The organism is uncultured Microbacterium sp., from assembly GCF_913776565.1.
Lineage (GTDB): Bacteria > Actinomycetota > Actinomycetes > Actinomycetales > Microbacteriaceae > Microbacterium.
This window is the reverse complement of sequence record NZ_CAJYPF010000005.1, coordinates 17,881-30,550: the sequence shown is the minus strand read 5'-3', so window position 1 is coordinate 30,550 and position 12,670 is coordinate 17,881. Positions and strand designations below refer to the sequence as shown.

Here is a 12,670-nt window from a genome sequence, read left to right as displayed (position 1 = left end):
CGCTCCACCAGGGCCTCCGCCTCGGCGGGCGTCTCGACCGTGGGCATCGACCCCAGCAGGGGGCGCTTCGCGGTCTCGCGCATCGCCAACAGGGCGACGAGACCGAGGGCGGCGAAGAACATGATGTAGAACGCCGGCATGAGCGTGTTGCCGGTCAGGTCGATGAGGGCCTGGCTGAACAGCGGGGTGGTGCCGCCGAACAGCGACACGGCCACGTTGTACGCCACCGCCATGGCGCCGAAACGCGACGCCGTCGGGAAGAGCGCCGGCAGAGCGGATGCCGAGATCGCCACGTAGAACGCCACCGGTACCGCTGCCATGCACAGCGCCACCATGACCGCCCACAGCTCGCCGATCTGCATGATGAGGAACGCCGGGACGAGCAGCACCAGGGCCGAGCCCGCGGCGATCGCGTAGACGGGCTTGCGGCCGATGCGATCGCTCAACCGGCCGATCAGGGGGAGCGCGGCCGACATGACCAGCAGCACGGGGACGGTGGCCACCGCGGCGGTGATGTTCGACACGCCCACCTCTTTCTCGAGGTAGGTGGGCATGTAGCTGGTCAGGGCGTATCCCGCGGTATTGGTCGCCGCGACCAGCGCGATGCCGATCAGCAGCGGCTTCCAATGGTGGCGGACGATTCCCACCAGACCCTGACGGGCCATCGGGTCGTCGGCGTCCGTCGCCGCGGTGCCCGCCTGCTCGAACGCCGGGGTCTCGGGGATGCGCAGACGGAAGTAGATCGCGACGATGCCCAGCGGCACGGCGAGGAGGAACGGGATGCGCCAGCCGTACTCGACCATCGCGTTCTCGCCCGAGATCGAGGTGGTGATCGCGGTCGTGATCGCCACCGCCGACGCGCCCGCGGCGAAGCCGACGTACGACCCGACGTCGAGCCACGACGACCAGAATCCGCGCCGCTTGTCGGGCGAGAACTCCGAGACGTAGGTGGTGGCCCCGGCGTACTCTCCGCCGGTGGAGAAGCCCTGCACCATCTTCAACAGGTACAGCGGGATGATCGCCCACAGCCCGATCTGCGCGGACGTGGGGAGGATGCCGATGAGCGCGGTGGCGGTAGCCATCATCGCCATCGTGAGGAAGAGCACCTTCTGCCGCCCGATGCGGTCGCCCAGGGGGCCGAGCACGAAACCGCCGAAGGGACGCACGAGGAAGGAGATCGCGAAGCCGAGCAGGGTGACCAGCAGACCCCAGGGCGCGGGAACGTCGGACGCGAAGACGACGGTCAGCGTCACGGCGAGGTATCCGTAGATGCCGAAGTCGAACCACTCCATGAAGTTGCCGACGACGGTACCGCCGATCGCCGTGCGCACGCGCTTCGTGTCGACGACCACGACGTCGTCGACCTCGAGTCGAGGGGAGCCGGATGCCGAGGAGGATTTCTCGTCCATCCTTCTAGCGTTACTCCGATCCGCCCGTCGTTTCCAGCCGGGGCGGCCCGGAGGGCCTCGTGCTAACGGAAGGCGAGCACCTCGTCGCCCCACGCCCCGCGCAGCTCGCGGTCGAGATCGGGGACGACGCGATCGCGCCGGTCGATGACGAGCGTCTTTCGCGGGTCCGGGCCGTCGCAGCGGAACGGCCGCCACGGCGCCGCGTCCGGCGCGTCGGGGGACTCCCCGCGCGCGAAGGCGACCCATCTCGCCCGCATCCGCGCCGAGATCTCTTCGGCGACCCGGCGCCCGCCGAGGCGGAACGTGAGGTCTTTGGGGCCGCTGACGAGGTTGCCCCACAGGTAGGGCAGCTCGCTGGCGTGCGTCGCCCCGAGGCCGATCAGGCGCAGGAACGGGGCGGCGTGATCGAAGCGGTACAGCCACACCGGCGCGACCGCGGAGTGCCCCTCCGCCAGCCACAGCGTCGGCAGACGGAAGCCGATGTCGCGCGCGACACCCAGCCCCACGGCGCGGTGGCGCACGTGCTCGTACGCGGTCAGGACCTGCTCGCGGCTGGGTAGCTCGACGCCCGGGTTCTCGGCCGCCATCGCGGTGAACATCTGCTCGAGGCGGTCCCCGGTGATGGGGATCAGCGGGGACTTCATGAACGAGAACAGCGAGGCCTCGTCCTTGTTCGTCCCGATCATCAGCGGAACCGGGAGCCCGCGGCCCTCGCGCAGCACGGTGAGCGGCGCCTCGGGCAGCAGGTCGCCGTCGATGACCGGGGCGAAGGCGAGCGTCCCGGGGGCGGTCGTGGGAACCTCGGCGTAGACGGTCTGGCCGGCCTCGACCACGCGCTCGACCGCGACGGAGCGGATCGCCGCCGCCGCCTGAGGATCAGCCGGGTCGATCGAGAGCAGTTCGAGGAAGCGGGATGCCACCCGCCGCGCCCGGTCGGGACCGTACATGCTCGACGCGGGCGACGATTGCGCGATCGCCCGGTGGAACAGGCCCTCCGCCGACGGTGTGGCCAGGAGCGTGGTGACCAGGCCGCCGCCGGCCGATTCGCCGAAGACGGTCACCCGGTGCGGATCGCCGCCGAAGGCCGCGACATTGCGCTGCACCCAGCGCAGGGCGAGAAGAACGTCCTTCAGGGCGAGGTTGCCGTCGAACCCGCCGTCCGGCAGCACCCCCGAGAGGTCGACGAAACCGAGCGCCCCGAGGCGGTAGTTGATCGTGACCACCACGACGTCGCCGGTGGAGACCATCGACGTCGCGTCGTACAAGGGCTGGCTCGACGCGCCGAAGGTGTACGCGCCGCCGTGCAGCCACACCATCACCGGACGGGCCGGGGCGCTGTCGTCGATCGGCGTCCAGACGTTCAGCGAGAGGCAGTCCTCGTCCTGCACGCTGCCGTCGCCCAGGGCGATCGCCGGGGTCACCGGCTGCGGGCAGACGGGGCCGAAGGCCGTGGCATCCTTCTCCTCCGCCAGATCGGGGGCGGGGACGGGATCGCGGAAGCGGCGCTCGCCCGCGGCGGGGAGGGCGTACGGGATGCCGCGCCACACGCGGACACCGCGGTCGACGACGCCGACGAAGGTACCGGCGGGCGATTCGGCCCGGCAGGAGACGGGGGAAGGGGTCATGGGAGTCCTCACGCGAGCTGGTGGATGAGGTGGGCCGCCTCGTTGGCGGCGAGGAGGGCAAACAACACGGTCATGATCACGGCGTTGTGCTCGATCATCTCGCTCTTGAGGCGGTCGAGGGCCGCCGTGATGCGCGGGATGCCGGTGGCGCCGAGCACGGTCGGAAGGATCAGCGTGAGCGACCCCGCCACCGCCAGCGCGACGCACAGCAGCAACGTCGCGGCGAGGGGCAGGTGGGCCGCGCCGATCAGGGCGCCGCCCTTGAGCTCGAGGGGCAGGTTCTTGCTGTTGGTCGCCGCCATGAGCAGGCCGAGGCCGGCGGCGCGACCGAGGGTGATCGAGTCCATCGCGGCGAGCCACTGCGGAGCGGCGGCCGGCTGACCGTGGCGCGGACGACCGCGCCAGCTGACGACGGCGAAGGTCGCGAAGCCCACGGTCAGCAGCGCTCCCAGCACGATGACCACGACGTTGCCCCTCGCCGTGCCCGACGCCCCGGACGCGCCGGCCGCGGTCAGCGCGCCCACGGCGACCGCGGCGAGCGTGACCGCGGAGAAGGTCGCCGTGTACGCCGGGGCGGCTCGGCGCCCGCGCGCCGACAGCAGGATCGCGACGACGGCGACGATCGGCAACGGAGAGATGGCCATGCCGACGGCCAGGGGGAGGAGTGCGCTGAGTTCGGACATCGGCGCGAGGCTACTCCCGTGGCATCGGGGTCCGGTCGCGATGTTCGGTCGACACGACAACCGGCTCTGCGGGCGTCAGGTCGGCGACCAGACGCACGGCGTCGTCGGCGGACGTCAGCCGTCCCCCCAGGCGTTCGACGCGCGCACCGCGGCGCAGCGTCGTCCCGGGCGCGAGCGTGCCGGGGGTCTCGACCGTCACGCGCAGCCGGGGGCCGGCGCCGGTCCGGATGACACGGGCCATCACGACCGCCTCGCGGCGGCGGGCGTGCTTCGCGGCGTTCAGCAGCCCCTCGGCGACGACCTCGACCGCCTCGTCGGCCAGGCCCGGATCGGCATCGAGCAGAGCGCGGGCCGCGACGTCGAGACGGGTGTCGATCCGCAGGGCGTGACCCCACGTGGCCACGAGGGCGTCCAGCGCGGGGGCGTCCGCGTTCGCGGGCGGAGCCGCGAAGGCCCGTTCGACGTCGTCGGCGAGCGAGGCCAGCACCGGCGACAGCGCGGCGGTGTCGGACGGATGGGGATCGGGATGCCGCAGGGCCCACAGCACGAGGACGCCCTGCACGTCGCGGTGCAGCACCTCGGCGGCGGCGCGCAGACCGGCTCGCGAGGCCCGGGTGCCGCGGTCGTCCGACCGCGTCAGGGCCGTGATCGCGGTGGACAGTCGACGGCGCTCGACGGCGACGGCGCGCGCGCCGGTGCGCCATCTCGTCATCGCCCACGCCAGGGCGGGGAAGGCCAGCGCCGGAACGCCTGCGGTGGGCCATGCGACTCCCTGGGCGCTCGCGAGCACCGTCAAGAACAGCCCCGCCGCCACGACCGCCCCCGCGTACCGCCGACCCCGTGTCCGGGGGGACCGCCGGGACCGCCCCAGGCGCGGGAGCGCCTCGGCGGCCGAGCCCACCAGCAGGGTCAGCGCGATGCCCGTCCCCACCGCGGCCGCGTCCACCGTGCGCAGCGCGAACGGCAGCACCGCCAGCGCGTACGTCGCGCTCACCGCCCCCGTCGCCGGGAGGCGCGTCGGCATCGACGCGCGTCGGGACGCGGGCGCCGCGATCGGGACACGCGGTTTCGAGACGGGTAGCGCCGGCAGGTCGTGAGCACGCGCGCGCACGGCGGCGGCGCGGGCGCGGACGGCGTCGGCATCCGCCTCGACGGGAGCGCGCACCAGTGCGGCCGCGGCCTCGACGGCGGCCGCCGCATCGGCAGCGAACAGGCGTGCGCGCGCGGCGCTCGCGCGCAGGTCATCGCGCACCGAGCGCAGGAGGACGTTGGTGGTTCGGGCGGTGCGCGCGGCATCCACCAGGACGGCCGTCCCCGCCAGGGCGATCGCCCAGACGAGCACGTTGGTGGCCGCGCGCAGCACCTCGGCCCCCGGGGGCGGGGCGGCGAGCCCGAGCGCGAGAGAGACGGCATCTTGCATCGACGGCCGCGAGACGGCCCACGCGAGCAGCGCGATCAGGACGATCGCCCCGCGCACGGCGGGGCGGGTCGTCCATCTCTCGGCGACCGCGACGACGACCCAGACGAACGCGGACAGGCCCGCGGTCGCGATCGAGACGACGAGGCGCTGGCCGGGGTGCAGCGGAACGGGCGTGGGCGCCAGGACGACGACCGACACGAGCAGGATCGTCACGAAGGTGTAGCGGGTGACGAAGCGCCCGCTCGTGAGGACGCCGACGAGACTCCTCACGACAGGGAGCCGAACTCCGCCAGATACAGCGCGCTGGCCCGCACGCGCGCGTTCGTGGACGGATCGGATGCCAGCCCCAGCCGCTCGAACAGGCGGCTCACCGCGCGCTCCACCGCCCGGACGCCGGTCCCGCGATCGGCGGCGATCTGGGCGTTGGTCCATCCGCGCGCGACCAGCGCCAGGATCTCGACCTGCTGGCGGGTGAGCACCGCCAGCGGCGAGGCGCGCGGCGGCGGGGGTCCCGCTTCCGCACTGGTGTCGGCGAGGGCGGTCTCGAGGGCCTGCACGACGACGTCGGCCGAGGTCACGTCGAGCTTCGAGAGGAAGACGGCGCCCGGCGGACCCCCGGTGGCCGCGCCGGGGAAGCTGCTCAGGAAGACCACCGCGAGGTGCGGCGCGAGACCCGTGAGCATGACCGCGAGCTCGACGCCCGAGGGACGCGACCCCAGGTCGATGTCGGTCAACAGCACGTCGGGATCGGTGCGCGAGAAGGCGTCCACGGCCCCGGCCGCATCAGCGACCCCGGTCGCCTCGAAACCGCGGTGGGCGAGCATGTCGCACAGCAGCGCGCGCATGGCAGGCTGGTCCTCGACGACGAGCACGCGTCGTACCCACGCGGTCTGCACGGGCTCACTGTATCGTCGCGCGCCCTGACGTTTCGTCAAGCCCTGGGCGATGTCGGGGCCCCGGCGTACCGTGTCGGCATGACCGAGCTCTCCGCCCCCACCGGCCGCGAACCCGCACTGGTCGCGCAGCCCCGACCCGACGGGTCGGCTCCTCTCGCCCTCGTGCTGGGGGCCACCGGTTACCTGGGCGGCCGGCTCGTCCCCCGCCTGCTGTCGGCGGGGTACCGGGTGCGCGTCCTCGCGCGCGACCCGCGGCGCGTCGGGGCCTTCCCGTGGGGCGACGACGTCGAGATCGCGGCGGGCGACGCGACCGATCGCGCGGCGGTGCGCGCCGCCGTCGACGGCGTCGACGTGCTCTACTACCTGATCCACTCGATGGGCAGCGCCCGCGACTTCGAGGCGACCGACCGCGTCGCCGCCCAGACCGTCGCCGACGCCGCCTCGGCGGCGTCCGTGTCGCGCATCGTGTACCTCGGCGGCCTGCATCCCGACGACGCGACGCTGTCGGCCCACCTGCGCTCGCGCGTCGAGGTCGGCGAGATCCTCTTGCGCAGCGGTGTGCCCACCCTGGTGCTGCAGGCCGGGGTGGTGATCGGCTCGGGCTCGGCGTCGTTCGAGATGGTCCGCCACCTCACCGACGTTCTGCCCTACATGCCCGCCCCCAAGTGGGTGCGCAACCACATCCAACCCATCGCCGTGCGCGACGTGCTGCACTACCTGCTGGGCGCCGCGCGCGTCGCCCCCAACGTCAACCGCGCGGTCGACATCGGCGGTCCCGACGTGCTGCGCTACGGCCAGATGATGAACGGCTACGCCCTGCAGGCCGGGCTGCCCCAGCGCGCGATCGCCTCGCTTCCCGTCCTCACGCCGCGCCTGGCGTCGCACTGGGTCAACCTCGTCACGCCCATCCCCAAGTCGATCGCCCGCCCCCTCGTCGAGTCGCTGCAGAACGACTGCGTCGTCAAGGACCGCGCGATCGACGACCTCGTCCCGCGCCCCGAGGGCGGCCTCATGCCCTACCGCGAGGCGGTGCGACGCGCCCTCGGCCGCGTCAACGACGACGACATCGAGACGAGCTGGCAGGACGCCGAGGTCTCGGGGGCGCCGAGCGACCCCCTGCCCAGCGACCCCGAGTGGGCGGGGCGCCTGGTCTACACCGACATCCGCACCATGACCACCACGGCCAGCCCCGCGCAGCTGTGGTCCGTCATCGAGGGCATCGGCGGCGAGAACGGGTGGTACTCCTCGCCCCTGCTGTGGGCGATCCGCGGATGGATGGATCGCCTGGTCGGCGGGGTGGGGCTCGCCCGCGGGCGCCGCAGCCGCTCGGTCGTCACGGTCGGGGACGCCCTGGATTTCTGGCGGGTCGAGGCGATCGAGCCCGGCCACCTGCTGCGCCTGCGTGCCGAGATGAAGGTGCCGGGCGGGGCCTGGCTCGAGCTGCGCGCGTCGCCCGAGGGCGCGGGTGCGCGATTCGACCAGCGGGCGCTCTTCTTCCCCACCGGTCTGGCGGGGCGCCTCTACTGGCTGTCGGTGCTGCCCTTCCACGGCCTGATCTTCAGCGGTATGGCGCGGCGGATCACCGCCGCGGCCGAGCACGTACAGCGCGACGACCTCGAGCCGAAGGCGAAAGCGGGGCGCATCGCGCCCGCCATCGCCGAGGTCGAGACGACCGCCGCGTCGTCGGCGTGAGCGATCCTCGCATGGTCGGCGTCGGGAGCGCGGGGCACGGCGGGGCCGGACGAGCCCGCAGCGGCCTAGGCTGATCCGCGTGCCCCCTCGTGCCCGCGTCCTGACCGTCTCCGACCGCTCCGCCGCCGGCCTGCGAGAGGATCGAGGCGGACCGCTCGCGGTCTCGCTCCTGCGCGAGGCAGGGTTCGACTGCGCCGACCCCGTGGTCGTACCCGACGGTGCCGACAGCGTCGAACGGGCGCTGCGCGCGCTCGTCGCCGAGGGGGCGGGTCTCGTCGTGACCACCGGCGGCACGGGTATCGCCCCCACCGACCGCACGCCCGAGGGCACCGCCCGCGTCCTCGACCGTGAGCTGCCCGGCATCGCCGAGGAGCTCCGCCGCCGCGGCCTCGCCGACACACCCCTGGCCGTCATCTCGCGGGGCCTCGCGGGGATCGTCGACCCGGGCACCCTCGTCGTGAACCTCCCCGGATCGACGAAGGCCGTGGCATCCGGGATCTCCGTCCTCGCGGAACTGGCCCCGCACATCCTCGACCAGCTCGCCGGAGGAGACCACTCATGAGCGCCGTCCGCATCGCCCGCCTGTCCGATCAGCCCCTCGACCTCGACGCGCACCTCGACGCCGTCGAGGAGTCGTCGTCGGGCGCCGTCACGACCTTCGTCGGACGCGTCCGCGACACCGACCCCGACGCCGCCGATGCCGTGGTCGCGCTCGAATACAGCGCCCACCCCGACGCCGAGCAGACCCTGCACCGCATCGCCGCCGACGCGGCCGCGGGTACCGACGCGATCGTCGCGGTCAGCCACCGCGTCGGGCGACTGAGCGTGGGCGAGGCGGCCGTGGTCATCGCCGTGGCATCCGGTCACCGCGCCGAGGCGTTCGAGGTGTGCCGCACGGTCATCGAGACGATCAAGACCGACCTGCCGGTGTGGAAGCGGCAGGTCGAGGCCGACGGGACGACGGAGTGGAAGGGCCTGGGCGGGTAGTTCCTCGGGTCAGCCGCCCGCGAAGGGCGGCAGCACGTCGACGTGCGTGACGTCGTCCAGTGCGGCGTCGTCGTCGCGGCGCGTGCCGTCGACGAGCACGGCGCAGCGGTCCAGGATGCCGCCGAGCGCGCCGTGGTCGCGGACGATCCCGGCGCGCAGCGCCGTCAGCGTCGTCTCGGCCCGGTCCTCGGCATCCGTCCCCGCGGCGTCGGCGGCGGCGGCGAAGTAGCGGACGCGCACGCTCACGCGGACACGCCCTCGGGCTCGCCCGGACGCGCCCAGTCGCCCGACTTGCCGCCGGTCTTCGACACGATCCGCACGTTCTCGATGAAGGTGCCCTTGTCCAAGCCCTTCACCATGTCGACGATCGCGAGCGCCGCGACCGACACGCTCGTGAGCGCCTCCATCTCGACGCCCGTGCGGTCGGCCGTGCCCACGGTGGCCTCGATCTCGACGCCCGCGTCGGTGATCTCCAGATCGACCGCGGCGCGGTGCACCCCGATGACGTGGGCGAGCGGCAGCAGGGCGGGCGTCGCCTTGGCGGCCTGGATCCCGGCGATCCGCGCGACCGCCAGCACATCGCCCTTCGGGGCGGTGCCGTCGCGCAGGGCCGCGACCACCTCGGGCGCGCAGCGCACGAAGCCGCGCGCGGTGGCGGTGCGGACGGTGGGCTGCTTGAGGGTGACGTCGACCATGCGGGCGTGGCCCGCGGCATCCAGGTGGGTGAAGGTCATGGAATCAGCATGACATCGAGGGCGTCGCCCGCCGACACGGTGGACACCTCGGCGGGCACGATCGCGAACGCCTCGGCGCGGGCGAGGGATGCCGCGAGGTGCGAGCCCGATCCGCCGGCGGTGGCGGGGCGGACGGTGCCCGCGACGAGATCGATCGCGGCGGGGAGGTACTGGCGGCGGCCGGGCGGCGTCGTCCAGTCCTCGGATGCCGTGAGGCGGGCGATGGGCCGATCGATGACCGCGCGCCCCTGGAGCGCCAGTAGCGCGGGCCGGACGAACACCTCGAACGACACCGCGACGCTGACCGGGTTGCCGGGGAGGCCGAAGACGAGCCGCCCGTCGTCGAGGGCGCCGAAGGCCTGCGGTTTGCCGGGCTGCATCGCGACCTTTTCGAACGCGATGCGCTCCGACAGGGCCTGGCGCACGGGCTCGTAGGCTCCGGCGCTCACGCCCCCGCTGAAGATGACGACGTCGACGTCGACGTCGGCGGCGTGCGCGAGCAGGGCGTGGATCGCGCTCGCCTCGTCCTGCAGCGACGAGACGACGGTGACGTCGGCGTCAGCACCGGCGACCAACCCCGCCAGCAGTGTCGAGTTCGAGTCGGGGATCTGGCCGCGTCCCGGTGCGACGCCCGGCGGCACGAGTTCACTGCCGGTCGACACGACGGCGACCCGTGGTCGCCGGCGCACCTCGAGCTGGGACACGCCCGCCGCGGCGGCCGCCGCCAGCGCGAACGGCCCCAGACGCTCACCCGCCGACAACACGACATCGCCCGTGCGGGTGTCGCCCCCGCGGCGGCGGATGAAGGCTCCGGATGCCGCGGGTGCACGCCGCACCTCGACGGTGCCGAGCGAGTCGGCGAGGCCCCCCGCGGTGTCCTCGAACGGGACGATCGCGTCGGCGTCGGTGGGCACGGGCGCGCCCGTCATGATGCGCACCGCCTCGCCCGCGCCGAACGACGGGTCGTCGGACGAACCGGCCGGCAGGTCCGCGACGACGCGCAGGGCGACGGGGTTGTCGGCATCCGCCCCCTCGACGTCGGCGAAGCGCACCGCGAACCCGTCCATTGAGGAGTTGTCGAAGCCGGGCGCATCGTGCGCGGCGCGCACGGGGGCGGCGAGCGTGCGTCCGGCCGCGTCCGCGAGCCGCACGGTCTCGACGGGGAGGGGCGTCACGGCGTCGAGGACGCTCGCGCGGTGCTCCTCGACGGTCAGCAGCTCGCTCACGCGGGGGTCCTTCCGGAGGGGATCAGGGGGATGACGTCCTGTCGGGCACGCAGCGCGTCGACGACGATCAGGCGTCCGAGCAGCGGTTCTCCCGCGCCGGTGACGAGTTTGATCGCCTCGGTCGCGAGCAGTCCACCCACCTGGACGCACAGGGATCCCAGCACGCCGACCTGTGCGCAGGTGGGTGGTTCGCCGGCCGACCCCGGGGGGAACAGGTCGCCCAGCACGACGGGCGCGTGCCCCTCGGGCGGCGCCGACCAGAACACGGTGACCTGCGCGGCCCACTCCTGAACGGCTCCCCAGACGAGGGGGATGCCGAGGTGCTCCGCCGCGGCGGCGACGGCCTCGCGGGTGTCGAAGGTGTCGCTGCCGTCGATGACGAGGTGCGCCCCGGCGAGCAGGTCGACGGCGTTGTCGGAGGTCAGCCGCAGCGTTCGTTCCTGCACCACCGTGAGCGGAGAGAGCGCCTGCACGGCGCGCGCGGCGGAGGCGGTCTTCGCGGTGCCGATGTCGTCGACTCGGTGCGCCAGCTGGCGCTGCAGGTTGGTGCGCTCGACCACGTCGTCGTCGATCACGACGAGCTCGCCCACCCCGGCGGCGGCGAGGGCGAGCAGCACGGGGGAGCCGAGTCCTCCGGCGCCGATCACCGCGATGCGCGCGGCGGCGAGGCGGCGCTGTCCCTCTTCGCCGATCGCGGCGAGGACGGCGTGGCGGGCTGTGCGGATGAGTTCTTCGGGGGCGAGGGATGCCACCGGCTCGACGAGCGGTCTCATCCGCCGATCGCGCTCATCGTGCGCTGCGGCTGGACGAAGTCGGCGCGGGCCAGTCCCACCCGGTCGGAGCCGTGGGCGCGGGGCTTGGCCCACATGGCATCCCGCCAGATCTGCGCGAGACCCTCGTCGTCGGCTCCGTCGCGCAGGGCCGTGAGCAGGTCGGTCTCTTCGTGCGAGAACAGGCACGAGCGGATGCGCCCGTCGGCGGTCACCCGGGTGCGCGTGCACGCGGCGCAGAACGGCTCGGTCACCGACGAGATGATGCCGACGTGTCCGGCCACGGCCGTCTCGCCGGGGCGTCGCACCTCCCAGCGCTCGGCGGGGGCGGCGCCGCGACCGCGCGGGTCGGGGGCGAGCGAGAACGCCGTCTCGATCTCGGCGCGGATGTCGCGCGCCGGGATGACGGCCCCCTCGGTCCAGGACCGGTCGCCGTCGAGCGGCATGTCCTCGATGAAGCGCATCTCGAAGCCGTGCGTGACCGCCCAGTCGACGAGCGAGACGATCTCGGTGTCGTTGACGCCGCGCAGCAGCACCGCGTTGATCTTGATCGGGCCGAGTCCGGCCGCGCGCGCGGCCTCGAGGCCCGCGAGCACCTTGTCGAGGTGAGGGCGGCGCGTGAGCTCGGCGAACGTCTCGGGGTGCAGGGTGTCCAGCGACACGTTCAGGCGCGTGAGACCGGCGTCCTTGAGGGCTTGGGCGCGCGCGTCGAGACCGACCGCGTTGGTCGTCATCGAGATCGGCAGGTCGGGGTTGTCGGCGCGGATGGCGGCGATGATGTGCTCGAGGTCCTTGCGCACGAGCGGCTCGCCGCCGGTGATGCGCAGCTCTTCGGCGCCGAGGGAGTGCACGGCCACCCGCACGATGCGGCGGATCTCCTCGGCGCTCATCAGCTGCGTCTGCGGCAGCCACGGCATCCCGTCCGCCGGCATGCAGTACGTGCAGCGCAGGTTGCACTTGTCGATCACCGACACGCGTAGGTCGGTGGCGACGCGGCCGAAGCGGTCCTGCAGGCCGCCCGCGCGGGGGGCGTCGCTCTCGGGCCGGGTCGCGGTGCGCGATGCCGGGGCCCCGGTCGAGGGCAGGATCGTCGCTCCGGATGCCGTCACGGTCGCGCCGAGCGACACGGCCACCGGCCCTCGCGTCGCGCTCGCGTGCTCGGTGGTCATGGGTCGAGCCTAGGTCAGCCGGACCGGCCCGGGGCGGCGCGGGCTGAGCAGTCGTCCTG

The 12,670-nt window shown here is 73.6% G+C and carries 13 protein-coding genes; 3 read left to right on the top strand and 10 right to left on the bottom strand.

The window, feature by feature from the left end:
- From QZ433_RS00330 to QZ433_RS00310, 5 genes are all read right to left on the bottom strand, one after another.
- Positions 1 to 1,409: MFS transporter (locus tag QZ433_RS00330; RefSeq protein WP_295779477.1), on the bottom strand; the 1,409-nt coding region annotated here is incomplete at its 3' end.
- A 62-nt stretch (positions 1,410 to 1,471) separates the two neighbouring features.
- A complete protein-coding gene (locus tag QZ433_RS00325; RefSeq protein ID WP_295779476.1) occupies positions 1,472 to 3,034 on the bottom strand; it encodes a carboxylesterase/lipase family protein in 1,563 nt (520 codons plus the stop codon).
- Positions 3,035 to 3,042: 8 nt separating this feature from the next.
- On the bottom strand, positions 3,043 to 3,717 hold the full coding sequence (locus QZ433_RS00320; protein WP_295779475.1) for a GAP family protein: 675 nt from the start codon (positions 3,715 to 3,717) through the stop codon (positions 3,043 to 3,045).
- 10 nt (positions 3,718 to 3,727) lie between these two features.
- Positions 3,728 to 5,407 carry a hypothetical protein gene (locus QZ433_RS00315; protein ID WP_295779474.1) on the bottom strand — a complete coding sequence of 560 codons (1,680 nt, stop codon included), beginning with the start codon at positions 5,405 to 5,407 and terminating at the stop codon, positions 3,728 to 3,730.
- Positions 5,404 to 6,033 (bottom strand): response regulator, encoded by a 630-nt coding sequence (locus QZ433_RS00310; RefSeq protein WP_295779473.1) that lies wholly within the window; start codon positions 6,031 to 6,033, stop codon positions 5,404 to 5,406. The genes QZ433_RS00315 and QZ433_RS00310 overlap by 4 nt, the downstream gene beginning before the upstream one ends.
- A 78-nt stretch (positions 6,034 to 6,111) precedes the next feature.
- Here QZ433_RS00310 and QZ433_RS00305 point away from each other — a divergent pair, with 78 nt between their 5' ends.
- From QZ433_RS00305 to QZ433_RS00295, 3 genes are all read left to right on the top strand, one after another.
- Complete coding sequence (locus QZ433_RS00305; RefSeq protein ID WP_295779472.1) at positions 6,112 to 7,725, top strand: SDR family oxidoreductase; 1,614 nt, start codon at positions 6,112 to 6,114, stop codon at positions 7,723 to 7,725.
- Between the two features lie 79 nt (positions 7,726 to 7,804).
- Positions 7,805 to 8,287 carry a MogA/MoaB family molybdenum cofactor biosynthesis protein gene (locus QZ433_RS00300; RefSeq protein WP_295779471.1) on the top strand — a complete coding sequence of 161 codons (483 nt, stop codon included), beginning with the start codon at positions 7,805 to 7,807 and terminating at the stop codon, positions 8,285 to 8,287.
- Positions 8,284 to 8,712, top strand: coding sequence for a molybdenum cofactor biosynthesis protein MoaE (locus QZ433_RS00295; protein ID WP_295779470.1), 429 nt, complete (start codon positions 8,284 to 8,286; stop codon positions 8,710 to 8,712). The genes QZ433_RS00300 and QZ433_RS00295 overlap by 4 nt, the downstream gene beginning before the upstream one ends.
- Positions 8,713 to 8,721: 9 nt before the next feature.
- On the opposite strand, the gene QZ433_RS00290 is transcribed toward QZ433_RS00295, so the two are convergent.
- From QZ433_RS00290 to moaA, 5 genes are read right to left on the bottom strand one after another with little or no spacing between them, the layout of a single operon-like run.
- Complete coding sequence (locus tag QZ433_RS00290; RefSeq protein ID WP_295779469.1) at positions 8,722 to 8,958, bottom strand: MoaD/ThiS family protein; 237 nt, start codon at positions 8,956 to 8,958, stop codon at positions 8,722 to 8,724.
- Positions 8,955 to 9,446, bottom strand: coding sequence for a cyclic pyranopterin monophosphate synthase MoaC (gene moaC / locus QZ433_RS00285; protein ID WP_295779468.1), 492 nt, complete (start codon positions 9,444 to 9,446; stop codon positions 8,955 to 8,957). The genes QZ433_RS00290 and moaC overlap by 4 nt, the downstream gene beginning before the upstream one ends.
- Positions 9,443 to 10,672, bottom strand: a complete 1,230-nt coding sequence (gene glp, locus QZ433_RS00280; RefSeq protein WP_295779467.1) for a gephyrin-like molybdotransferase Glp — start codon at positions 10,670 to 10,672, stop codon at positions 9,443 to 9,445. Before glp ends, moaC begins: the two co-directional genes overlap by 4 nt.
- Positions 10,669 to 11,445 carry a HesA/MoeB/ThiF family protein gene (locus tag QZ433_RS00275; RefSeq protein WP_295779466.1) on the bottom strand — a complete coding sequence of 259 codons (777 nt, stop codon included), beginning with the start codon at positions 11,443 to 11,445 and terminating at the stop codon, positions 10,669 to 10,671. Before QZ433_RS00275 ends, glp begins: the two co-directional genes overlap by 4 nt.
- On the bottom strand, positions 11,442 to 12,611 hold the full coding sequence (moaA, locus tag QZ433_RS00270; protein WP_295779465.1) for a GTP 3',8-cyclase MoaA: 1,170 nt from the start codon (positions 12,609 to 12,611) through the stop codon (positions 11,442 to 11,444). The genes QZ433_RS00275 and moaA overlap by 4 nt, the downstream gene beginning before the upstream one ends.
- Positions 12,612 to 12,670: the final 59 nt, after the last annotated feature.